This window comes from Streptomyces sp. NPDC014870, from assembly GCF_043081505.1.
Taxonomy (GTDB): domain Bacteria; phylum Actinomycetota; class Actinomycetes; order Streptomycetales; family Streptomycetaceae; genus Streptomyces.
The window spans coordinates 432848-454848 of sequence record NZ_JBIBWQ010000007.1 but is presented as its reverse complement, the minus strand read 5'-3'; the positions used below and the strand labels follow the sequence as shown (position 1 = coordinate 454848).

Sequence of the window (22001 nt, the reverse complement as noted above, 5' to 3'; positions counted from 1 at the left end):
ACACTCTCAGTAGTGGGCCCGGCGGATCGGACCGCCGAAGACCCACCGACCACGAATGATCAAGGAACGGACTTCATGAACGACCAGCACGACCACGGGGCACTTGGCGACGCCGAGTACGCGGAGTTCATGGAGCTCGCCGCGGAAGAGGGCTTCGACGTCGAGGATGTCGAAGGCGCGATCGAGGAGGCCGGGCACGGCCCGCTCCCCGTCCTTGCCGTCGTCGGCCGCCCCAATGTCGGCAAGTCGACCCTGGTGAACCGGATCATCGGCCGCCGCGAGGCCGTCGTCGAGGACAAGCCCGGCGTCACCCGCGACCGCGTCACCTACGAGGCCGAATGGGCCGGCCGCCGCTTCAAGGTCGTCGACACCGGCGGCTGGGAGCAGGACGTCCTCGGCATCGACGCCTCCGTCGCCGCCCAGGCGGAGTACGCCATCGAGGCCGCCGACGCCTGTGTCTTCGTCGTCGACGCCACCGTCGGCGCCACCGACACCGACGAGGCCGTCGTCAAGCTGCTGCGCCGGGCCGGCAAGCCCGTCGTCCTGTGCGCCAACAAGGTCGACGGCCCCTCCGGCGAGGCCGACGCGACCGCCCTGTGGTCGCTCGGCCTCGGCGAGCCGCACCCGGTCTCCTCGCTGCACGGCCGCGGTACCGGCGACATGCTCGACGCCGTCCTGGAGGCCCTGCCCGAGGCGCCCGCGCAGACCTTCGGCAACGCCATCGGCGGCCCCCGCCGTATCGCCCTCATCGGCCGTCCGAACGTCGGCAAGTCCTCGCTCCTGAACAAGGTCGCCAACGAGGACCGGGTCGTCGTCAACGAGCTGGCCGGCACCACCCGCGACCCGGTCGACGAGCTGATCGAGCTCGGCGGCAAGGTCTGGAAGTTCGTCGACACCGCCGGCATCCGCAAGAAGGTCCACCTCCAGGAGGGCGCGGACTACTACGCCTCCCTGCGCACCGCCGCCGCGGTCGAGAAGGCCGAGGTCGCCGTCGTCCTCATCGACACCACCGACAACATCTCGGTCCAGGACCAGCGCATCATCACGATGGCCGTGGAGTCGGGCCGTGCGCTCGTCATCGCGTACAACAAGTGGGACGAGCTGGACGAGGAGCGGCGCTACTACCTGGAGCGCGAGATCGAGACCGAGATGCAGCAGGTCTCCTGGGCGCCCCGGGTCAACGTCTCCGCCAAGACCGGCCGCCACATGGAGAAGCTCGTCCCGGCGATCGAGACCGCGCTCGCCGGCTGGGAGACCCGCGTCCCCACCGGCCGGCTGAACGCCTTCCTCGGCGAGCTGGTCGCCGCCCACCCGCACCCGGTCCGCGGCGGCAAGCAGCCCCGCATCCTCTTCGGCACGCAGGCGGGCACCAAGCCGCCCCGCTTCGTGCTCTTCGCCTCCGGCTTCATCGAGGCCGGCTACCGCCGCTTCATCGAGCGCCGGCTGCGCGAGGAGTTCGGCTTCGAGGGCACGCCGATCCACATCTCGGTGCGGGTCCGCGAGAAGCGCGGCCGGAAGAAGTAGCAGGCCGCACGGCGGTACGGACAACGGCGGAGGGCCGGGGCGATCTGCCCCGGCCCTCCGCCGTTGTCCAAGGGTCCGTCCCGCTCGGTCCTACAGCCCCCTGCGGGGCCCCGGCGGAAGTGCCGCCGGGACGTGGTGCTGCGCCGACCACGCCGTCGGGTGCGCCGTGTACCGGTGTCCCTGGCTCCCGTGGTTCCCGTAGAGACCCGTGCTCACCGGCGTCCCGAAGGCCCGGAAGCCGAGGTCCTCCTCGCCGCTGCGATCACCCGGCAGCGCGCGGAACGACCGGCGGTACTCCGAGTACAGCGCGTCGTAGATCGGCGTCGCCGACTGGCCTCCCACGAGGTCCTGCGCCGGGCGCATGGACGGGATCGGACTCGGAACGGGCTGGCGGAGTGGGTCGTATGTGTGCACGTACGTGCCAACGACCCCGCCCTCCGTCGGATGCGGGCGGCTCTCCGAAAGAGGCGCCTGCCGAGGCCGGGGCACGGTCGGGACCCAGGGGCCGAAACCCTTTGGTCCTATGCCTCGGCGCCCGTGCTCCGTCACGTGCCGGCCAGCGGCATCGCGGCGGCCACCAGACGGCCGTTCGCCGCGGCCTTCTCCAGGGCGTCGCGGAGCAGGTCCTCGCGCGGCTGCTGGCCGATCGAGCCCACCGGGGCGGCGAAGACAAGGACCGTGTGCGACTTGTTGGCCGCCGCGCGCCAGCCCTCGGTGACCTGCAGCGGCTGGTGCGCCTGCCACCAGGCGGCCTGACCGGTGCCGCCCGTGCCCGGCTGGAGCACCGAGTGCAGCTGGCCCATGGCGACGAGCACCGACCAGCCCGCGAGGGTGCCCGGCTTCTGGTTCACGTCGGCGACCGGCTGGAAACCCTGCTCGACGAGGAGCGGCAGGAACTCGTCGCTCAGCCCGTCCGTACCCGGGCGGGCCACCGGAGCCGTCGGCTCGACGACCAGCGCCGGGTGCAGCTCGCCCTCGATCAGGACGAGACCGCTGGTGACACCGAGGACCGCCTGCTCGGGGTGGGCGGCGCTCAGCTCGTCCGCCGCGTCCGTGGCGGCGATGGAGCGGACGGCGCCCTGGAGCTGCTCCTCGGCGACCTTGACGACCTGGGACGGGATGCAGCTGGCGTGGGCGAACGCCAGGACGGCGGTCTCCTCGCCGACGAACAGCACCGTGCTCGTGCGCTCCTGCTCGGAGTCGCCCGGCGTGCGGCAGGAGGTGCAGTCGTAGCTGCCCGGGGCATTGTCGCCGGCGAGCAGCCGGTCGGCTTCTTCGTCGCCGATCTCGGCGCGTACGTCCTCGCTGACGTCGAGCATGCGCGGCACGGGGGGCTCCCTGGACTCGGTACGTGCGACGCCGGGCGGTTCCCGGCTCGTCTCATGACGAGTTCAACGGGGAAGGATCGGCCGGGGTCACGCGTCCGGGTGCGGCAACTTGTGTGACTCCGACCGGGTGGGGCACGCGCGTCCTCCCGCGCGGCACGACGCCGGCACCCCGTCGTGCTGCCTAGCCTGCCGCGATGTCGAAGATCAGATGGTGGACAGCAGGCGCGTCGGCGGCAGCGCTTCTCGCGCTCGTTCCCGCACCCGCCCAGGCGGCGGCGCCGGCCCGGGCGGCGGCCGAACGGCAGACGCCCGCGGCGCCCGCCTACGCCTGCGCCAAGGACCAGTGGCCGTGGGGCTGCGTCGCCCAGTGCGAGAGCAGCGGCCGCTGGCACATCAACACCGGGAACGGCTTCTACGGCGGACTCCAGTTCTGGCAGCCGACCTGGGAGGAGCACGGCGGCCTGAAGTACGCCAGGCGCGCCGACCTGGCGACCCGCCAGCAGCAGATCCTGGTCGCCGAGGAGGTGCTCCGCACCCAGGGCTGGGGGGCCTGGCCGGTCTGCTCGAAGCGGTACGGGCTGAGCGGACGGGCCCATGTGGTGCAGCCGGGCGACACACTCAGCAAGGTCGCGAAGCGATTCGGGATCGCGGGCGGCTGGCAGGCGCTCTACAAGGCGAACCGGAGCCTGGTGGGGGCGGACCCGAACCGGCTGCTCGTCGGCACGATGCTGCGGATCTCGCCGCTCACCGTGCTGAGGTGAACTCCGCCGCCTCCCCGCTGAACGCGAGGGAGCCGCGGCGCAGTTCGTGCAGGAGCGTGCCGGACGGCAGACCGGGCGGGGGGCGCTGCTCGGCGAGGACGACGGCGGCGCCGCCCGGTCGGGCGAGGGCGGCGAGCAGCCGGTACGTACGCGAGGAGACCTCGGGCGAAAGACCGAGGGACGGCTCGTCGACCAGGACCACGCGGGCGGGGGTCAGCAGGGCCCGGGAGAGCGCCAGCATCCGGCGCTCTCCGCCGGAGAGGGTGCCGGCGGTGCGGGGGAGAAGGGGGCCGAGTTCGGGGTACGCGGCGAGGGCCCGCTCCCGGTCCCCGGGGGCCAGGTCCAGGTTCTCCGCCACGGTGAGCGTCGCGTACACCGCGCGGAGATCCGGTACGAAGCACAGTCCGCGCCGGGCCCGGGCGTGGGCGTGCAGTCGGGTCACGTCCGCGCCGCGCCACAGGACCCGGCCGGCGGCGAGCGGGACCGTACCGGCGAGGGCGCGCAGAGCGGAGGTGCGGCCGGAGCCGTTGCGGCCGACGAGGACGGTGACGGTCGCGGCCGGGACGGGCAGGTCGAGGCCGTGCAGGGCCTCCAGGGGGCCGTAGCGGACGTGGGCCGCGCGCAGCGCGATCTCGACGCTCATGACACGATCCGGCCCCCTTCCATGGTGTGGACGGTGTGGGCGAGGCCCGCGACGAGCTCCGGGTCGTGCTCGACGACGAGGACGGTCAGGCCGTCGGCGGCGAGGGCCGCCAGGATCCGGGCGAGGGCCTCGGTCTCGGCGGCGTCCAGACCGGCGGAGGGCTCGTCGAGGAGGAGCGTGTGCGGGCGGCCGGCGAGGGCGCGGGCCAGCTCGACCCGGCGCAGGGTGCCGGTGGGCAGGTCCGCGGCGGGGAGGCGGCGGACGGGTCCTGCCAGACCCAGGAGGCGGAGGGCCTGTTCGGTGTGGGCGGGGGAGCGGTGGTGGCCCTGCTCGGCGCCGATGCGGACGTTGTCCTCGACGGTGAGGGAGGGGAAGACGGCCAGCTGCTGGAAGGAGCGGGCGACGCCGAGGCGGGCACGGGCGTGGGCAGGGCGGGCGGTGATGTCGGCGCCGTCGAGGGTGACGCGGCCGTGGGTGGGGCGGAGGGTGCCGGCGAGGCAGTCGAAGAGGGTGCTCTTGCCGGCGCCGTTCGGGCCGACGAGGGCGGTGACGCGGCCGGGGGCGAGGGCGAGGGTGACATGGGAGAGGGCGGTGAGGCCGCCGGGGTGGGTGAGGGTGAGGTCGTGGGCGGTGAGCCTCGCGGGAGCGGGAGCGGGTGCGGGTGCGTGCGCGGGTGCGGTGCGGTGGGCCGGTGCCGGCCGGTGGGGTTGCGCCCGGCCTTCGGCCGGGCTGGTGTTCCCACCCGCACCGCCCGTACTACTTGTCGACAAAGGTGCGGGTCCACCTGTGGGTGGTGGCCCGCCGTCGGCGGCTGCGGGGGGTGGGGTGGGGGGAGATGCGGTCCCGGCGGATTTCGCGCCGGGCACAGGGTGGGCGGTTCTGGTCGGCAGCCAGGACGTCAGTGGGGGGATGCGGCCCGTCAGGGTCGCGAGGACGCCGATCGTGGCCGCGGCCACGCCGCCCCGCGTGCCCGCGTCCAGGCCCACCAGGAGCGCCGCGGCCGCCAGGGGCGAGAGGAGGCTGTCGGCGCCCAGGACGACGATCGCGGCGAACCAGAGGAGGCCGCGGACCGGGTCGTAGGCCTCCGGGTCGAAGGCGCGCAGGCCCATGCCCAGCAGGCCGCCGCCCAGGGCCGCCAGGGCCGCGCCCAGGACGAAGGCGAGGAGCTTCAGCAGGCTCACCCGTACCCCGGACGCCTCCGCGCCCGCCTCGTGGTCGCGCAGCGCGGCGAGCGCGCGGCCCGTGCGGCCCCGGCGCAGCGCCGCGACCAGGACCAGGCAGCCGGCCAGGACCACGAGCTCCAGGGCGTAGTAGCGGCGGTCGTCCGCGAAGCCCGCAGGGCGGCCGAGTTCCAGGCCCGCCGTCGCGTACGGCTGCGCGAAGACGAAGCGGCTCACGGCCACCCCGACCGCCAGCGTCACCAGCGCCAGGGCGAGACCGTGGCGCCGGATCGCAGGCCACCCCGTCACCAGGCCCAGAGGGGCGACCAGGAGCACGGCGAGCGCGAGGGCGAGGAGTTCCGGCAGACCGCCGGTCGCGAGCAGCGCCGTGAACAGGGCGCCGAGGCCCGCGTACGCCGCCTGGCCGAGCGCGATCTGCCCGCCGCGCCCCGTCACCACCACCAGCGACAGGAGCACGATCGCTAGCGCCGGCACCTGGACGGCCGTGTGCAGGTCCGTACCGGCGAAGCCCAGGGGGAGCAGGAAGAGCACCCCGACCGTGAACCACACCCCCGTAGGGGTGCGAGGGGCCACGGACGGGGGCGGCAGCGTGTCCCTGCCGGGCCCCCCGATCCCCGGCACGGCCAGGGCGGCCACCAGGAGGGCCACCACGAACAGGTTCGCCCCCAGCGCCTGCACCAGCGGGCCCGCCCACCCCTCCGGGTGGAGGCGGGTCAGCTGCGCCTGCGCCACGCCCAGCGCGAGGGCGGTCACGATCGCGACCGGCAGACTGCGCATCCGGGCCACCACCGCGACCGCGATCACCTCGACGACCAGGAGCGGCATCCCGTACGGGTCGAGCCGTACGTACGGGGCCAGCAGGACGCCCGTCAGCCCCGCCGTGAACGCGCCGAACGCCCAGCCGCCCGCCGCCACCCGGTCCGCGTCGATCCCGCCCAGCATCGCCAGCGGCCGGTTGTCCACCACGGCCCGCAGCTCCCGGCCGAACCGCGTCCACCGGGTCACCGCGCCCACCGCCACCGCCAGCAGGACCACCGCGGCGAGCTGCGTCCACGGATCGTCGCCGAGGAGCACCGGCGCGTCCGCCCGCGCCCCGGTGCCCCACAGCAGCGCCGCCCCGCCCACCAGCAGGACGAAGACCCCGATCGAGGCCACCAGGGTCTGCGCCGGGTTCGAGCCGAGCACCGCCAGCGGCCGGAACACCGCCCGGTCCAGGACCAGACCGATGCCGGGCGCGACCACGAGCAGCGTCACCAGCGCGCCCAGGGGCAGCGGCCAGCCCCACTCCACCACCGTCTGCCGCAGGACGTACGCACAGACCATGGCGATCGCGCCGTGCGCCAGATTGAGCACTCCGGTCGCCCGGTAGGTGACGATCAGCCCGATGCCGGTGAGCGCGGCGGCGCTGCCCACCGCGAGCCCGGCGAGCGTGAGGTCGTACGTCAGCGAGGCCACGGCTCACACACCGGGCAGGGGTCGAGCTCCGCCTCCCCGCCCGGTTCGGCGTCCGGCCGGTCCGCCACCAGCGGGCAGTCGGGGCGGTGCGCCAGCGTCCCGCCGGGCACTCGGACCGGGGGGTCGGTGGAGGAGGGCGGGGGAGCGTCGTCCGCCGCCGGGGCCTCGGCGCCGGGTTCCGGTCCGGCCGGCACGGGGGCCCGGCCGTCCGCCGCACGGTTGGAGGACAACACCGCTCCGGCCACGAGGACCGCGCCCGCCACGATCAGCGCGGCCCCCGGTGCCGTGCACGAGGCGAGGTAGGGCAGCTGGCGCTCCGCGAAGCGCTCGCCGGAGATGCCGTACCAGCCCAGGACGCAGAGCACCGCGCCCCCGGCGACCGCCGCGACGCCGGCCCACAGCAGGACGCGGGATGTCGGCACGGTCGGCACGGGACCTCCCTCGGCTCGGCCCCCTCCACCCATTTCACGCTGAATGTTCTCTTCCTTGCGCTATGTCGGGAATCGGCCCACCCTGGAATCATCAGGCAGCCCGGCCCCGACGGACACCCGGTGGTGAGCCAGATGGTTCTCAAGCGACGTGGTCGACGCTCGCGCACTTCGGTCGCGGCTCTGGCGGCGGCCTCGGCCCTCGTCCTCGGGCCGGTGCTCGCGGGCTGCGGCGACGACGACGTCGCCGGCGACCCGATCGCCACGGGCACGCGGTCGGTCCCGGCCGACGCCCCCTCCGACCCGGTCGCCGCCAAGGCCGAGATCACCAAGAACTGGTTGTTGTTCTTCAACCCGCGGACCCCGGCCGACGAGCGGGTGAAGCTGCTGGAGAACGGGGAGCAGCTGGGCCCGGCCCTCGAGGTCCTCATGACCAACGACGCCGCGTCCCAGGCCACGGCGAAGGTCAAGGCCATCGAGTTCACCTCGCCGAACGACGCCGACGTGACGTACGACCTGCTGGTCGCCGGGTCCGTGGCCGTACCGAACGCCAAGGGCACCTCGGTCCTCCAGGACGACACCTGGAAGGTGTCCGCGAAGACCCTCTGCGGCCTGGCGCAGCTCAGCGGTGCGAGCGTTCCGGGTTGCTGAGACCGGCGGGGCGCTGCTCCTCGCCGGGCTGCTCGCCCTGACCACGGCGTGCGGCAGCCGGCTCCCGGAGAGCGCGTTCGAGACGCGGCCCACCGTCACTTCCCCCTCCGGCGGTGAGCCGCTCAGGGTCGGCATCATCACCAGCGCCACCAGCCCCGTCGGCGGAGAGGCGTTCACCGGACCACGCGACGGCGCCCGCGCCTGGTTCGACGCGCTCAACGCCGAGGGCGGCCTGAACGGCCGCCGGGTCGAGGTCGTCACCTGCGACGACGGCGGCAGCGGCGTCGGCAACAACGAGTGCGTGCACCGGCTGATCGACGAGGAGAAGGTGTTCGCCCTCGTCGCCACCACCGCGCTCGACTACGCCGGCGCGCCCCTGGTCGCCAGGGCGGGCGTCCCCGACATCGGCGGCCAACCGCTCACCGCCGCGTACGACACCTACCCGCACCTGTACGGGATCTACGGCAGCCTCGCCCCGCGCACCGGAGCGGCGCCCGGCTGGAACGGCGTGCTCTACGGCGGGACCGAGGTCTACCGCTGGTTCAAGCGCGAGCACTCCGCCCGTACCGCCGCCGTCGTCGCCTACAACCAGGCCGCGTCGACGGCGTACGCGCGGCTGATCTCCGACGGGCTGCGGGCCGAGGGGTACCGGGTCGTCGACGAGCAGGTCGACTTCGCGCTGCCCAACTTCCGCGCGGTCGCGGCCGATCTGCGGGCGCAGGGCGTCGACCTGGTCTTCGACGCCCTGGACACGCACGGCAACGCCCAGCTCTGCGAGGCGATGGAGGCGCTGGGCGTGCAGGTCACCGCCAAGGTGACCAATGTGCAGAACTGGTCCTCGACCGTGCCCCGCGACTACGCCGCCTCTCCCTCCTGCCGCGCCTCGCTCTTCGTCACCGGCTCCAGCCGCAACTACGAGGACACCGGGCACCCGGCGGTCCGCGAGTTCCGGGCCGCGATGGGCGACCGGCCGCTCTCGCAGTGGCAGTTGGAGGGGTGGGCGGCCGCGATGTGGTTCACGGACGCGGCGCTCTCCTGCGGCGACCGGCTCACCCGCGGCTGTGTCGAGGAGTACCTGAACCGGGCGGAGCCGTACACCGCGCGCGGACTCCTGCTGCCCGTCCGCTTCGAGCGGCTCCCCGAGCCGCCGAAGACCCGGGAGAGCTGTCTCTCCGTGGCCCGTTGGCAGGACGGCCGTGGCTGGGTCACGCAGGGCGACATGAACACCGACTGCGCCACGGTCCCGCAGATCGGCTACCGACCGTGAGCGGGCCCCCGACCTTGCGCGTGAATCCGCCACCGACCGTGAGGAGACCGGCCGTGAACCGGAAGCGGCGGGGCAGTAAAGTCGCGACCGACCGACCACACTGACGGGGGATCCGGCGGCCGATGCGCATCTCGTTCCTGCTCCACAACGCCTACCACATCGGCGGAACCATCCGGACGACGTTCACCCTCGCCCAGGTGCTGGCCGAACGTCACGAGGTAGAGATCGTCTCGGTGTTCCGGCACCGCGACACGCCCGTCCTCGGCCTGCCCGCCGGTGTGACCCTGCGTCACCTCGTGGACCTGCGCAAGGACAGCCCCGACTACGACGGCGAGCACCCCGACATCGCCCGGCCGGCCCGGGTCTTCCCGCGCGGTGACGGCCGATGGAAGCAGTACAGCGCGCTCACCGACGCCCGGATCGGCGCCCATCTGGCCTCCGTCGAGGCCGACGTGGTGGTCTCCACCCGGCCCGGGCTCAACGTCCACCTCGCCCGGCAGACCCGGCGCGGCCCGGTCCTGGTCGGCCAGGAGCACCTGATCCTGGACGGCCACACCTTCCGGCTGCGGCGCGAGATCGCCCATCGGTACGCGGTCCTGGACGCCGTCACCACGGTGACCGAGGCCGACGCCCGCTCGTACCGGACCCGGCTGCGGCTGCCGGGCGTACGGATCGACGCGGTGCCCAACAGCGTGCCCGCGCCCGGCCTTCCGCCCGCCGACCCCGCCTCGAAGATCGTCGTCGCGGCGGGCCGGCTGACCCCGGTCAAGCGGTACGACGTCCTTGTCGAGGCCTTCGCCCAGGTGGCGGCGGCCCACCCGGACTGGAAGCTGCGGATCTACGGCGAGGGCGACCAGGGCGGCAACACGCGGCCCGCGCTGACCCGGCAGATCGAGCGGCTCGGCCTCGGCGAGAACGTCTTCCTCATGGGCATGGCCAACCCCATGGAGCCGGAGTGGGCCAAGGGCTCCATCGCCGCCGTCACCTCGCGGCGCGAGTCCTTCGGCATGACCCTGGTCGAGGCGATGCGGTGCGGTCTTCCGGTCGTGTCCACCGACTGCCCGTACGGCCCCCGCGAGATCGTCGAGGACGGTGTCGACGGCCGTCTCGTGCCCGTGGACGACGTCTCCGCCGTGGCCCGGGCGCTGCTCGAACTCGTCGAGGACGACGAACTGCGCGCGAAGACCGCGAAGGCGGCTCTCGCCGCGTCCGAGCGCTTCGACCCGGTCCGGATCGCGGCCCGCCACGAGGAGATCTGGAGCGAGTTGGTCGCCCGGGGCGCGAGCGGCCGCGCCCACGGCCGGCTGAGCGAGACCCGGCACCGCGCGGTCGGCTCCCTCGTCGACGCGGTGTACGAGCTGAAGCGCCGGGTCGGGGTCCTCGTCCGCCGCTTCCGCTGAGCCCGGGAGCGAGCCGCCGCCGGTCGACGGCCGCCCGCGGCCCTTCAGGACCGTGGCTGTCCGCGAGGGCTGGCAGACTCGGCCCCATGTTGGACACCTCCGCGCGGCTCCTGCGCCTGCTCTCGCTGCTGCAGGCCCACCGCGAGTGGTCCGGCGCCGATCTCGCCGACCGGCTCGGGGTGACCACCCGGACCGTGCGCCGGGACGTCGACCGGCTGCGCGAGCTCGGCTACCCGGTCAACGCCAGCCCCGGCACGGGCGGCGGCTACCAGCTGGGCGCCGGCGCCGAACTGCCGCCGCTGCTGCTCGACGACGACGAGGCCGTCGCCGTCGCGGTCGGGCTGCGCACAGCCGCAGGGCAGGGCGTCGAGGGCATCGGCGAGTCCTCCGTACGCGCCCTGGCCAAGCTGGAGCAGGTGCTGCCCGGCCGGCTGCGGCGCCGGGTGAGCACCCTCAACGCCTTCACCGTGCCGATGCTGCGCGCCCCGGCGAGCCAGGTCGACCCGGCCGTCCTGACCGAGCTCGCGAACGCCTGCCGGGACAGTGAGCGGCTCCGTTTCGCCTACCGCGACCACGGCGGCTCGGCCACCCGCCGTACGGTCGAGCCGCACCGCCTGGTGTGCACCGAACGCCGCTGGTACCTGGTCGCCTGGGACCTCGACCGGGCCGACTGGCGTACGTTCCGGGTCGACCGGATCGAGCCGAAGCCGCCCCACGGCCCCCGCTTCCCACCCCGCGAGCCGCCCGCGGAGGACCTGGCCGGCTATGTCGCCAAGGGCATCTCGGGGGCGGCCTACGCGGCCGAGGCGACGATCCGGCTGCACGTCCCGCTCGCCGAGGCGGCCGCCGCCGTCGGCCCGATGGACGGCGTCCTGGAACCGGACGGGGAGAGCGCCTGTCTGCTGCGTACCGGCGCGGGCAGCCTGGCCGGGATGGTCGTCCATGTGCTGATGCTGGGCGTCGAGTTCGAGGTGGTCGCCCCGCGCGAACTGGACGACCGGGTCCGGACGCTCAGGGACCGTCTTTCTCGCGCCGTTGAGCGCTCGGAGCGCTCGGAGCGGTGATCCGCATCCGCTCGAAGGTCGCGAACTCCGGGTGGTGCAGATCGAAGGCCGGCGACTCGGAGCGGATCCTCGGGACGGCGTCGAAGTTGTGGCGGGGCGGCGGGCAGGACGTCGCCCACTCCAGCGAGCGGCCGAACCCCCAGGGGTCGTCCACCTCGACCTTCGGCGCGTAGCGGGCGGTGCGCCAGACGTTGTAGAGGAACGGCAGCGTGGAGGCGCCGAGCAGGAACGCGCCGATCGTGGAGACGGTGTTGAGCGCGGTGAACCCGTCGGCGTCCAGATAGTCGGCGTACCGCCGGGGCATGCCCTCCGCGCCGAGCCAGTGCTGCACAAGGAACGTGAGGTGGAAGCCGACGAAGAGGGTCCAGAAGTGGACCTTGCCCAGGCGCTCGTCGAGCATGCGGCCGGTGAACTTGGGCCACCAGAAGGTGAACCCGGCGAAGGTCGCGAAGACGACCGTGCCGAAGACCGTGTAGTGGAAGTGGGCCACGACGAAGTACGAGTCGGTGACGGCGAAGTCCATCGGCGGCGAGGCGAGGATGACGCCGGTCAGCCCGCCGAAGAGGAAGGACACCAGGAAGCCGACCGACCAGAGCATGGGCGTCTCGAAGGAGAGCGAGCCCCTGAGCATCGTGCCGGTCCAGTTGAAGAACTTCACCCCGGTCGGCACGGCGATCAGGAACGAGAGGAGCGAGAAGAAGGGCAGCAGCACTGCGCCGGTCGCGAACATGTGGTGCGCCCACACCACCACCGAGAGCCCGGTGATGGTCATCGTCGCGGCGATCAGCGTCGCGTAGCCGAAGATCGGCTTGCGCGCGAAGACCGGGATGATCTCGCTGACGATGCCGAAGAACGGCAGCGCGATGATGTAGACCTCGGGGTGGCCGAAGAACCAGAAGAGGTGCTGCCACAGCAGCGCCCCGCCGTTCTCGGGCTGGAAGACCACCGAGCCGAACCGCCGGTCCGACTCGAGGACGAGCAGCGCCGCGGCCAGCACGGGGAAGGCCATCAGGACCAGGATCGCGGTGAAGAGGACGTTCCAGGTGAAGATCGGCATCCGGAACATCGTCATGCCCGGCGCCCGCATCCCGATGATCGTCGCCAGGAAGTTCACCGAGGTGAGGATCGTGCCGAAGCCGGAGAGCGCGAGCCCCATGATCCACAGGTCGGCGCCGATCCCGGGGGAGCGTTCCAGGCCGTTCAGCGGGGCGTAGGCGGTCCAGCCGAAGGCGGCGGGCCCGCTGGGCACGAGCAGCGAGCCGATCACCATCAGGCCGCCGAAGAGGAACAGCCAGTACGAGAACATGTTCAGCCGCGGGAAGGCGACGTCGGGGGAGCCGATCTGGAGCGGCACCAGCTCGTTGGCGAAGCCGGCGAAGGTGGGCGTCGCGAACAGCAGCAGCATGATCGTGCCGTGCAGCGTGAACGCCTGGTTGAACTGCTGGTTGTCGAGCAGCTGGGTCCCGGGGCGGGCCAGCTCGGCCCGCATCAGCATCGCCATGACACCCGCGGCCAGGAAGAAGAGGAACGAGGTCACCAGGTACAGGTGGCCGATCTTCTTGTGGTCGGTCGTCGTGAGCCAGTCGATCAGGACCCGCCCATGCCGTTCCCGAGGTGATTCGACGGCCGCGGTCGCGGTGTCGGTGCCCATCGATGCCTCCGGTGCGTCCGATCGTCCGGACATGATGCGCGCCGGGAGGGCGGGGACACGGGAGGCGAGCCGCCGGCTGCTCCGGTCGGCCGAACGTGTGCGCGTCCTGCGGGGAAATCGTGAAAACCGCGAGGGGGTGGCGTCCCGGTGAATTCGCCGGACGGGCGGGGGAACGGAATTCAGGAAGCGCTTGCGGGAAGTGCGGTAAGGGGCCTTGAATTGCCGGGGATTCGGCCGGAAACTGCCCTTCCGAGTGACGGCACCGGTGTCAAACATATGTCGAGAAGCTGTGACACAAGCGTGACCGGTAAGGGACTAACGTGAGGCCCATGACACCCAAGCCGACCTCCCCCGTACCGCCGGAAGACTATGTGGGCCTCGACCGTGAGCAGGCCGAACGGCTCGCCAGGAACCACGGCTGGAGCGTGGTCCGTTCGCTGCCACCGGGCTCGATCATCACCATGGAGTACCTGGAGGGCCGCATCAACTTCGAGGTGACGGACGGTGCCGTCACCCGCTGCTGGCTCGGCTGACGGCACGGCTGAAGGCACGGCGCCCACGGCACGTACGACGAGGAAGGGCCCCGGCACACTGCCGGGGCCCTTCCTGCTGCGGTCGTGTCGGCTCAGCCGCCGGTGAGCGGCCGCGAGCGCGACGGGCGGCGGCTGCCGGTCGGGGTGACCGGCGATCGCTCCGCGCGGGCGGAGTGCCCGGCGTGCCCGGCATGGGCCGTGTGCGCCCGGGGGCTGGTGAGCGGCGGCGCGAGACGGCCGTCCCCGCGCGCGGCGGACGAGGCCCGTCCGCTGCGGGCGCCGACGGTCTCCCTGACCGGCTCCCCGGTCGCGACCGGAGACTGCGGGAACCGCGCGGGGCGCGGCCCGCCGGCCGCCACGGGCAGCGAGGGGACCAGCCGGCGGCGGGCCCGCAGCTGCTCGCGCAGCCGGTCGCGGGCGCTGAGCACGACGGTCTCCACCCGGCCGATCACCGGCTCGCACCAGGGCAGCGCGAGCAGGATGAGCAGCCCGGCGGCCCAGCCGAGCAGGACGTCGCTCAGCCAGTGCGTGCCGATGTAGACGGTGGTCAGGCCGACGCCGAGCGCGACCACGGCGGAGAGCGCCGAGAGGTAGCGGCGGGCGCGCGGGGTGGTCGCCAGATAGGCCAGGATGCCCCAGGTCACGACCGCGTTGGCGGTGTGCCCCGACGGAAATATATCGCCGCCCGCGAAGAGCTCGGCGGAGCCGATCTGCGTCGCGTAGTGGGGACCGAGGCGGCCGAGTCCGAGCTTGACCGCGCCGACGGTGACATTGAGCAGGAGCAGGGCGGCGCCGAGGGTGAGCAGGGGGCGCAGGGTGTGCTGGCGCCAGGAGCGCCAGCCCAGCCAGGCCGCCACCATCACGGCCGTCGGGCCGCGCTGGCCGAGGACGACGTAGTAGTCGAGGAAGGGGTGCAGGTCCGGCCACTGCTGGTAGGGCCGGAACAGCATGATCTTCCAGTCGAGGGTCACCAGCCAGGTCGAGAGCAGCACGGCCACGACGATGGCGAGATAGAACGCCAGCGTCCCGCCGAAGAGGGCGAGACGCGTGCGAGTCATCCGCGGGACCTCTATCTTCGGCGGTTCCGGCTCCCGGTCCAGCCGGGCAAAGATGTCGGTACGCACCCAATCGACGTTACAGGGAGTGAGTGTCGACCTTGGTCGTTCCGGTCTCTTCGTGATGACGATGTGATGTGGAGTAGGTCTCAGTCCGGGGTTTATTCCTGGCGACTGTCTGAGAATCCGATGACCTTGTGCCCTATTGGGCGCAGTCGACATTCCGGAAGTCTGTTTGTACGTCACGGAAATTTCTCAAACGGTTGTGCGGGAGGAATTCGGCGCGACGCGCGGCCCTGCTGGAGTGGCGTACGCCACACCGGGCGGCCCGCCGGGGTGAGAGGTGCGCCACGCGCTCGGGCCCTGAACTCGCGTACGCTGACGGCTCACTCGCCCGTCGATGCCGGGCCGCCCCGAGGATCCGAACCCCGGCCGGTGCCCGCCGAGTGCGAGGGCTTCACTGGGAGGTACGTACATGCAGCGGACGATCACGGCCGGAGCACGGCTCCGCGCCGCCGGCGGCGGCGCCAACCGCTGGGTCGTCCTCGTCGTCCTCTGCGTCAGCCTGCTCCTCGTGGCGCTCGACGCCACCGTGCTCCACGTCGCCGTCCCCTCTCTCACCGAGGACCTGCGGCCGGGCGCCACGGAACTGCTCTGGATCGTCGACGCCTATCCGCTGATCTGTGCCTCGCTGCTGATCCTCTTCGGCACGCTCGGCGACCGGGTCGGCCGGCGGCGGGTGCTCCTCCTCGGTTACGCGCTGTTCGGTGTCGCCTCCGCGGTCGCCGCCCTCGCCACCACCCCCGAGGTGCTCATCGGCGCCCGCGCCCTCCTCGGCGTCGGCGGCGCGATGATCATGCCCGCCACCCTCTCGATCCTCCGGGCGGTCTTCCCCGACCGGCGCGAGCGGGCCACCGCCATCGGCATCTGGACGGCGGTAGCCGCAATCGGCGCCGCCACCGGTCCCGTGCTCGGCGGCTTCCTGGTCGAGCACTACTGGTGGGGTTCGGTCTTCCTGATCAACATCCCGCTGATGGCGCTGATCCTGCCGCTCGGCCGCTGGCTGCTGCCCGAGTCCAAGGGCCGCGACGACGGCCCCTGGGACGTCCTCGGCGCGCTGATGGCCGCCGCCGGCGTGCTCGGCATGGTGCTCGGGGTGAAGCGGATCGGCGCGGGCGAGAACCTGTTCGCCCCGGCGACCTGCGGCCCGCTGCTCGTCGGCGCCGCGCTGCTGATCCTCTTCGTACGGCGGCAGAAGCGCCGGGCGCACCCGCTGATCGACATGCGGCTGTTCTCCCGGCCCGCCTTCACCACCTCCGTCGGCTGCATCGTGCTCGCCATGCTGGCCCTGGTCGGCCTGGAGCTGATCGCCGTCCAGTACCTCCAGCTCGTCCTCGGGCTCAGCCCCCTGGAGACCGGGCTCAGGCTGCTGCCGCTCACCTTCGCCGCCATGGCGGCCGGCGCCACCGGCTCGTACACGCTGCGCCGGATCGGGCCGCGCCGGATGGTCGGCTGGGGCTTCGTCCTCACCGCGGGCGCCGTGCTGCTGCTCGTGTTCATGGGCCAGACCGACCGGCCGCTGCTGCTCACCGTCGGCTTCGTCCTGCTCGGCTTCGGCCTGCAGACGACCCTCTTCTCCGCCTACGAGTCGATGCTCAGCGAGGCGCCCGCGGAGAGCGCGGGCGGCGCGGCGGCGATCGGCGAGACCTCGTACCAGCTGGGCGCGGGCATGGGCATCGCGCTGCTCGGCAGCGTCATGAACGCCGCGTACGCCCCCGGCCTCGCCTCGGTCCCCGAGGTCCCGGCCGCCGCGAGCAAGGCCGCCGCGAACTCGCTCGGCGAGGCCTACCAGGTCGCCGACCAGCTCGGCGGCACGGCCGGCTCGGCGCTGTACCACGCGGCCCGGCACGCCTTCGTGGACGGTCTGCACATCACGCTGTTCGTCAGTGCGGGGCTGCTGCTTCTCGGCGCCCTGATGGCGCTGCGGCTGCCACGCGTCATGGAGTGCCTGGTGGATCCGGAGGACCTGGTGGCGCCGGGCCCCGCGGAGAAGCCGGTGTGCGAGGAGACGGTGCGCGAGGACGTGCGGGTGCCGGCCAGCCGCGAACCGGTCGAGCCCGCCCGCTCCGGCCGCCCGGCGCACTAGCGTCTTTCGTCGCGCCGGTGGGCCTTGGGTGGGCGTCCTCCGGCGTTGGTGCCGGAAGGTGCGCCCACCGCTCAGCTCTGGTTGAAGAAACCGTCCTGCGCACGCGCGGCGGGGTCCCCGCTGATGATCTGGGTGTCGGCCGGGGTCAGCAGGAAGACCCGGGTGGCCACCCGCTCGATCGAGCCGCGCAGACCGAAGGCGAGTCCGGCGGCGAAGTCCACCACGCGCTTGGCGTCGGAGGGCTCCATGGCCGTGAGGTTCACGATGACCGGGACACCGTCCCGGAAGAGCTCACCGATGCCCCGGGCGTCCCGGAACCCGTCCGGGGAGACGGTCGCGATCCGGCGGCCCTGCTCCTGGGCCGAGTCGGACGCCACCCGGACCCGGGGGTCCGTCACCCAGGCGTCGCCGCTCTCGTTACCCTCGGCGTACTCGTCGTCGTAGTAACGCTCGTCGTTGTCCTCGACGAGTCCCAGCCAGGCACTCGCCTTGCGCACCGATCCCATGGACGCCTCCTTTCAGCGCGGTCACTTGTGGTTCCGCAATCCCTATCGTCGTCCATGATGCGGATCGCGCGCCAAGTGGATAGTCGGCGCGCGCGTGTTTCGTGACGGTACTGGTGCAGAACGTGAGGCCCTGTTTCTGGCGATTCGTCAGGAATCTTGCGGTATGCGGGGCCTGACGGAGGTTCCGCAAGGGGCTGTGCAACTTAAAATATGAAAGTCGGTCCAGAAGGGTGACGGTCGGAGCGTCCGGGTGAACGGGACGCTCGATACGATGCCCGGCACACGCGGCACCCGCACATGCGCACGACTCACGGGGGAGTCTCTTGTTCGGAATCGTCAGGCCCTGCACGCACCGGCTGAGCGAGGGGCTCAAGGTCGAGTGGATGGCCCATCTCTGCGGCCTCTGCCTGGCACTTCGGGCCGACCACGGGCAGTTCGCCCGGGTGGTCACCAACTACGACGGGCTCATCGTCTCGGTTCTGACGGAGGCTCAGACCGGCGCGGTCGACGGCATACGCCGCACGGCGGGCCCTTGCCCGCTGCGCGGGATGCGGAGCGCGCCGGTCGCCCAGGGCGAGGGCGCGCGGCTCGCGGCGGCCGTCTCGCTGGTCCTCGCCTCGGCGAAGGTCCGGGACCACGTCGCCGACAGGGACGGCCTGCTGGCCCGCCGGCCGGTCGCCGCCGCGGCCCGCCGGGTCGCCAGGTCCTGGGACCGGGCGGGCGAGCGGACCGGGCGCGCGCTCGGCTTCGACACCGCCCTCCTGGTGGACGCCGTGGACCGGCAGACCGGGATCGAGACGCTCGCAGGACCCGGCACACCGCTCCTCGTCGTGACCGAGCCGACCGAGACCGCCACGGCCGCGGCCTTCGCCCACACCGCCGTCCTCGCCGGGCGGCCGGGGAACGTCGAGCCACTCGCCGAGGCGGGCCGGCTCTTCGGGCGGCTCGCGCACCTCCTCGACGCAGTGGAGGACCGGGAGGCCGACGCGGCCTCGGGCGCCTGGAACCCGCTCACCGCGACCGGCACCTCGCTCGCGGAGGCCCGGCGGCTCGCGGACGACGCGCTGCACGGCATCCGCCTCGCCCTGCGGGACGCGGAGTTCGCGGACGGCCGGCTCGCGCACGTGCTGCTCGCCCACGAGCTGAGGGTCTCGGTGGACCGGGCCTTCGGCACCACGAGCTGCTCGCACGGCGCGGGTGCCCATGGGGCCGCCGGGGCTGCTGGGGCCGCCGGGGCTGCGCACCAGCCGGGGCCGTACGGTCCCGGACCCTTGCCGGGCAACCCGTACGCCCCCGGCGGGCCCGGCGGGCCGGGCGCCCCGCCGCCGCCCGAGCCGCCGAACCGGCGCCGCGGCCTCCTCGCCGGGTGCGCGGTCTGGATGGGCCTCGCGTGTACGTGCCAGGTGTGCTGTGGGCACGAGGATCCCTGGACCGGGGAACGCCGTGAGGGGCTCTGCAACGATGTGGGCAACTGGTGCGACTGCTGTGACTGCTGCAGCAATTGCTGCGGCGAGGGGGACGGCTGCTGTGGCGACTGCGACTGTGGGTGCGACTGCGGCTGCTGAGGCCCACGCGGGGTGGTGCCCGGTGAGGTGGGTCGCGAGGTCGTGGAACGCCCGATGACGCGGAACCTCCGATGACGCGGAACCTCCGATGACGCGGAACCTCCGATGAAGCGCAACGCGTCCCTCGTGATCGTCGGCGCCGGGCCGCGCGGGACCGGCGTCCTGGAGCGGATCGCCGCCAACGCGCCGGAGTTGTACGACGGTTCCGGCCTCGACGTCCATGTCGTCGACCCGTACCCGCCCGGCGGCGGCCGGATCTGGCGCCACGACCAGTCCCCGCTGCTCCGGATGAACTCGCAGGCGCGGGACGTCACGATGTTCACCGACGACAGCGTGGAGATGGCCGGGCCGGTCCTCGCCGGGCCCACCGTGCACGAGTGGGCCGGCGGGGACGGGCGGGCCTTCGTCAGCCGCCGCACGCACAGCGGCTATCTGCGCTGGGTGTACGACCGGGCCGTCGCAGCCCTGCCGCCAGGGACCACCGTCCACCACCATCCGCGCCGGGCGCTGCGCGTCACCGGGACGCGGCACGGCCGCCAGACGGTCGAGCTGGAAGGGCTCGACACCCCGCTCGCCGCCGACGCCGTCGTCCTCGCCCAGGGTCACCTGGACGCCGAACCCGACGTCGAGCAGACCGGGTTGGCCGACTTCGCCGCGCGGCACGGCCTGGTGCACCTGCCGCCCGAGTTCACCGCCGACAGCGACCTGTCCCGGCTCGCGCCCGGCGCGCCGGTCCTCGTGCGCGGCCTCGGCCTCGCCTTCGTCGACCTCATGGTGCTGCTCACCGAGGGGCGCGGCGGCCGGTACGGGGAGGACGGGACGTACCTGCCGTCCGGGCGCGAGCCGGTGCTGCACGTCGGATCGCGGCGGGGCGTCCCGTACCACGCCAAGATCCCGTATCCGCTCGTGGGCGAACGGCCGCCGCTCCCGCGCCACCTGGGCCCGGCGGAGATCGACCGGCTGCTCGCACTGCCCGGCGGGCCCGACTTCCGGCGGGACGTCTGGCCGCTGGTCGCCAGGGAACTCCGGTTCGCCCACTACCACCGCCTCTTCACCGCGCACCCCGAGCGCACCCGCGTCCCCTGGGCGGAGTTCGAGCGTGCCCACGCCGCCTGCCCGCCCGGCGGCGGCCCCGCACTCGACACCCTCGTCGCCGGCGCCGTGCCCGACCCCGCGGACCGGCTCGACCTCGGCGCGCTCGACCGCCCGCTCGCCGGGGTCCGCCACGCCTCCGCGGAGGCGCTCCAGGAACACCTGCGGACGTACATCGCCGCCGGCCTCGCCCGCCGCGGCGACCCGGCGCACTCCGCCGACCTCGCCCTCTCCCACGCGCTGCTCGCCGTCTACGGGCAGCTGGCCCGGCTCGGCGACCTCGGCCCCTGGTGGCACGGCTTCTACAGCTCCCTCGCGTCCGGACCACCGGGCCCGCGCCTGCGGAACCTGCGCGCGCTCTCCCGCGCGGGGGTCGTGCGGTTCCTCGGCGCGGACCTCCGGATCACTACGGGGGACGGGGTGTTCCGCGCCGAGAGCCCGACCCTGCCGGGGCACGTCACCGAGTCCCGCGCCCTCGTCGAGGCACGGCTCCCGGAGCCCACGGTCAGCACCACGCGGGATCCGCTGCTGCGGGCGCTGTACGCCGACGGGGCGGCGGCGACCCCGGCGGGGCTGCTCACGGTCGACCCCGTCGACGGCCGCGTCCTGGACCGGACGGGCGTGCCCCACCCCCGGCGGTTCGCGCTCGGGCCCGGCACCGACGCGCGCGGGCCCGGCGGGTTCACCCGGCCGGGCGGCAACGGCCTGGCGCTCCGTCAGAACGACGCGACCGCGCGGACGGTCCTCGCCGTGCTGCGCGAGGCGGCCAGGCCCGCGCATCCCCCGAAGCGTCGCATCCGGGGCTTCCCGGACCCGTATGGAAAGGTGGAACACCATGAGCACGGATAGCACCGATCCCCAGCAGGACTGGCAGCACTGGCACGAGCAGCGCACGGCGGCGGTCTCCTCGTCGTACGGTCCGCTCTCCCTCACCGGCACGTACTGGCTCTCCGACTACCCGGAGGGGCGAATTCCGGCCGTTCCAGGGCGGTGGCGGGACGAGGGCGACGAGGTGGTCCTCAGCGCCGGGGCCGAGGACGCCGTCACCGTCGACGGCAAGCCCCTGATCGGCAGCGTACGGCTCACGGCCGACCAACCCCCGATCCACGAGTCCCGGGCCGAGTCCGCCGGGCGGCGGCTCGTCGTGCTGCGCCGCGAAGGGCTCTGGGCGGTACGGGACTTCGACCCCGAGTCCTCGGCGCGGCGCGCCTTCCGGGGCATCGAGGCCGCCCCGTACGACGAGAACTGGGTGGTCCCCGGCACCTTCCGGGCGTACGAGGAGTCCCGGAGCGTCCGGGTGGAGAACGCGGACGGCAAGGAGCGGGGGCTCGGGCTCGCGGGCGAACTCTCCTTCGCACTGCGCGGCGTCGAGCACACCCTGCAGGTCGCGGTGGAGGACGACGGCACGCTGTGGGCGGTCTTCGCCGACGCGACCAGCGGCCGGGACAGCTACCGCTTCCGATTCCTGCGTCCGCCCGCGCCCGCCGCCGACGGTTCGGTGACCGTCGACTTCAACCGCGCGCTGCTGCCGCCGTGCGCCTTCGCGGACCACTTCATCTGCCCGTTCCCGCCGCCCGGGAACACGCTCGACACCGCCGTGCCGGCGGGGGAGCGGCGGCTCGCCGAGGGCTGAGGCGGGGCCCGTGCAGCGGCCGGGCCGGGGGCCGGCGGTGACCGTGAACGGCGGCCGGCTCGCCGTCCACACCGCCGACGTGATCAACTCCCGTGTGGTGCCTGGTAGTTGAGCGTCG

At 73.4% G+C, this 22001-nt stretch carries 19 protein-coding genes; 11 read left to right on the top strand and 8 right to left on the bottom strand.

Annotation, left to right across the window (positions count from 1 at the left end):
* Positions 1-75: 75 nt before the first annotated feature.
* Positions 76-1524: a ribosome biogenesis GTPase Der gene (der, locus tag ACF09C_RS22400; protein WP_392093608.1), complete on the top strand. Its 1449-nt coding sequence runs from the start codon at positions 76-78 to the stop codon at positions 1522-1524.
* Between the two features lie 90 nt (positions 1525-1614).
* Here the strand turns inward: der and ACF09C_RS22395 are convergent, their stop codons facing one another.
* Together ACF09C_RS22395 and ACF09C_RS22390 are read right to left on the bottom strand one after the other, a co-directional pair.
* Positions 1615-1938: a hypothetical protein gene (locus tag ACF09C_RS22395; protein WP_392093607.1), complete on the bottom strand. Its 324-nt coding sequence runs from the start codon at positions 1936-1938 to the stop codon at positions 1615-1617.
* Between the two features lie 131 nt (positions 1939-2069).
* Positions 2070-2852, bottom strand: a complete 783-nt coding sequence (locus tag ACF09C_RS22390; protein WP_392093605.1) for a hypothetical protein — start codon at positions 2850-2852, stop codon at positions 2070-2072.
* A 194-nt stretch (positions 2853-3046) separates the two neighbouring features.
* On the opposite strand from ACF09C_RS22390, the gene ACF09C_RS22385 reads away from it, so the two are divergent.
* Complete coding sequence (locus ACF09C_RS22385) at positions 3047-3613, top strand: transglycosylase family protein (RefSeq protein WP_392093603.1); 567 nt, start codon at positions 3047-3049, stop codon at positions 3611-3613.
* Here ACF09C_RS22385 and ACF09C_RS22380 read toward each other — a convergent pair.
* The 3 genes from ACF09C_RS22380 to ACF09C_RS22370 are packed head-to-tail and all read right to left on the bottom strand — an operon-like array spanning position 3597 to position 7314.
* A complete protein-coding gene (locus tag ACF09C_RS22380) occupies positions 3597-4256 on the bottom strand; it encodes an ATP-binding cassette domain-containing protein (protein ID WP_392093602.1) in 660 nt (219 codons plus the stop codon). The two genes, ACF09C_RS22385 and ACF09C_RS22380, sit on opposite strands and share 17 nt — an antisense overlap.
* Positions 4253-6892 carry an ATP-binding cassette domain-containing protein gene (locus ACF09C_RS22375; RefSeq protein ID WP_392093601.1) on the bottom strand — a complete coding sequence of 880 codons (2640 nt, stop codon included), beginning with the start codon at positions 6890-6892 and terminating at the stop codon, positions 4253-4255. Before ACF09C_RS22375 ends, ACF09C_RS22380 begins: the two co-directional genes overlap by 4 nt.
* Positions 6880-7314, bottom strand: a complete 435-nt coding sequence (locus tag ACF09C_RS22370; protein ID WP_392093599.1) for a hypothetical protein — start codon at positions 7312-7314, stop codon at positions 6880-6882. The genes ACF09C_RS22375 and ACF09C_RS22370 overlap by 13 nt, the downstream gene beginning before the upstream one ends.
* Positions 7315-7455: 141 nt before the next feature.
* Here ACF09C_RS22370 and ACF09C_RS22365 point away from each other — a divergent pair, with 141 nt between their 5' ends.
* The 4 genes from ACF09C_RS22365 to ACF09C_RS22350 all read left to right on the top strand — a co-directional run bounded on the left by ACF09C_RS22365 (position 7456) and on the right by ACF09C_RS22350 (position 11702).
* Positions 7456-7971, top strand: a complete 516-nt coding sequence (locus tag ACF09C_RS22365; protein ID WP_392093598.1) for a hypothetical protein — start codon at positions 7456-7458, stop codon at positions 7969-7971.
* On the top strand, positions 7949-9238 hold the full coding sequence (locus ACF09C_RS22360; RefSeq protein ID WP_392093596.1) for an ABC transporter substrate-binding protein: 1290 nt from the start codon (positions 7949-7951) through the stop codon (positions 9236-9238). Before ACF09C_RS22365 ends, ACF09C_RS22360 begins: the two co-directional genes overlap by 23 nt.
* Before the next feature lie 122 nt (positions 9239-9360).
* The gene (locus ACF09C_RS22355) at positions 9361-10638 is read left to right on the top strand and encodes a glycosyltransferase family 4 protein (protein ID WP_392093594.1); all 1278 of its coding nucleotides are present in this window, start codon (positions 9361-9363) and stop codon (positions 10636-10638) included.
* 86 nt (positions 10639-10724) lie between these two features.
* Positions 10725-11702, top strand: a complete 978-nt coding sequence (locus tag ACF09C_RS22350) for a helix-turn-helix transcriptional regulator (protein ID WP_392093592.1) — start codon at positions 10725-10727, stop codon at positions 11700-11702.
* On the opposite strand, the gene ctaD is transcribed toward ACF09C_RS22350, so the two are convergent.
* Positions 11650-13353 (bottom strand): cytochrome c oxidase subunit I, encoded by a 1704-nt coding sequence (gene ctaD / locus ACF09C_RS22345; RefSeq protein ID WP_392093591.1) that lies wholly within the window; start codon positions 13351-13353, stop codon positions 11650-11652. The genes ACF09C_RS22350 and ctaD overlap by 53 nt on opposite strands.
* 329 nt (positions 13354-13682) lie before the next feature.
* Here ctaD and ACF09C_RS22340 point away from each other — a divergent pair, with 329 nt between their 5' ends.
* Entirely contained in the window at positions 13683-13886 is a 204-nt protein-coding gene (locus ACF09C_RS22340) for an I78 family peptidase inhibitor (RefSeq protein WP_362416106.1), read from the top strand.
* 92 nt (positions 13887-13978) lie between these two features.
* On the opposite strand, the gene ACF09C_RS22335 is transcribed toward ACF09C_RS22340, so the two are convergent.
* Positions 13979-15010: a phosphatase PAP2 family protein gene (locus ACF09C_RS22335; RefSeq protein ID WP_392093590.1), complete on the bottom strand. Its 1032-nt coding sequence runs from the start codon at positions 15008-15010 to the stop codon at positions 13979-13981.
* Positions 15011-15416: 406 nt separating this feature from the next.
* Between ACF09C_RS22335 and ACF09C_RS22330 the strand changes: the two genes are divergently transcribed.
* Complete coding sequence (locus tag ACF09C_RS22330; RefSeq protein ID WP_392093588.1) at positions 15417-17087, top strand: MFS transporter; 1671 nt, start codon at positions 15417-15419, stop codon at positions 17085-17087.
* A gap of 71 nt (positions 17088-17158) precedes the next feature.
* Here the strand turns inward: ACF09C_RS22330 and ACF09C_RS22325 are convergent, their stop codons facing one another.
* Positions 17159-17593, bottom strand: a complete 435-nt coding sequence (locus tag ACF09C_RS22325) for a cell division protein SepF (protein ID WP_361964783.1) — start codon at positions 17591-17593, stop codon at positions 17159-17161.
* 323 nt (positions 17594-17916) lie between these two features.
* Here ACF09C_RS22325 and ACF09C_RS22320 point away from each other — a divergent pair, with 323 nt between their 5' ends.
* The 3 genes from ACF09C_RS22320 to ACF09C_RS22310 all read left to right on the top strand — a co-directional run bounded on the left by ACF09C_RS22320 (position 17917) and on the right by ACF09C_RS22310 (position 21883).
* Complete coding sequence (locus ACF09C_RS22320) at positions 17917-19158, top strand: DUF5685 family protein (RefSeq protein ID WP_392093586.1); 1242 nt, start codon at positions 17917-17919, stop codon at positions 19156-19158.
* Between the two features lie 105 nt (positions 19159-19263).
* Positions 19264-21099, top strand: coding sequence for an FAD/NAD(P)-binding protein (locus ACF09C_RS22315; protein WP_392093584.1), 1836 nt, complete (start codon positions 19264-19266; stop codon positions 21097-21099).
* The gene (locus ACF09C_RS22310; RefSeq protein WP_392093583.1) at positions 21086-21883 is read left to right on the top strand and encodes a DUF1684 domain-containing protein; all 798 of its coding nucleotides are present in this window, start codon (positions 21086-21088) and stop codon (positions 21881-21883) included. The genes ACF09C_RS22315 and ACF09C_RS22310 overlap by 14 nt, the downstream gene beginning before the upstream one ends.
* Positions 21884-22001: the final 118 nt, after the last annotated feature.

Coding starts and splice junctions, on each gene's coding strand:
- ACF09C_RS22340 (WP_362416106.1), top strand. CDS start 13,683: ATGACACCCAAGCCGACCTCCCCCGTACCGCCGGAAGACTATGTGGGC.
- ACF09C_RS22365 (WP_392093598.1), top strand. CDS start 7,456: ATGGTTCTCAAGCGACGTGGTCGACGCTCGCGCACTTCGGTCGCGGCT.
- der (WP_392093608.1), top strand. CDS start 76: ATGAACGACCAGCACGACCACGGGGCACTTGGCGACGCCGAGTACGCG.
- ACF09C_RS22315 (WP_392093584.1), top strand. CDS start 19,264: ATGAAGCGCAACGCGTCCCTCGTGATCGTCGGCGCCGGGCCGCGCGGG.
- ACF09C_RS22350 (WP_392093592.1), top strand. CDS start 10,725: ATGTTGGACACCTCCGCGCGGCTCCTGCGCCTGCTCTCGCTGCTGCAG.
- ACF09C_RS22330 (WP_392093588.1), top strand. CDS start 15,417: ATGCAGCGGACGATCACGGCCGGAGCACGGCTCCGCGCCGCCGGCGGC.
- ACF09C_RS22355 (WP_392093594.1), top strand. CDS start 9,361: ATGCGCATCTCGTTCCTGCTCCACAACGCCTACCACATCGGCGGAACC.
- ACF09C_RS22325 (WP_361964783.1), bottom strand. CDS start 17,593: ATGGGATCGGTGCGCAAGGCGAGTGCCTGGCTGGGACTCGTCGAGGAC.
- ACF09C_RS22310 (WP_392093583.1), top strand. CDS start 21,086: ATGAGCACGGATAGCACCGATCCCCAGCAGGACTGGCAGCACTGGCAC.
- ACF09C_RS22385 (WP_392093603.1), top strand. CDS start 3,047: ATGTCGAAGATCAGATGGTGGACAGCAGGCGCGTCGGCGGCAGCGCTT.
- ctaD (WP_392093591.1), bottom strand. CDS start 13,353: ATGGGCACCGACACCGCGACCGCGGCCGTCGAATCACCTCGGGAACGG.
- ACF09C_RS22380 (WP_392093602.1), bottom strand. CDS start 4,256: ATGAGCGTCGAGATCGCGCTGCGCGCGGCCCACGTCCGCTACGGCCCC.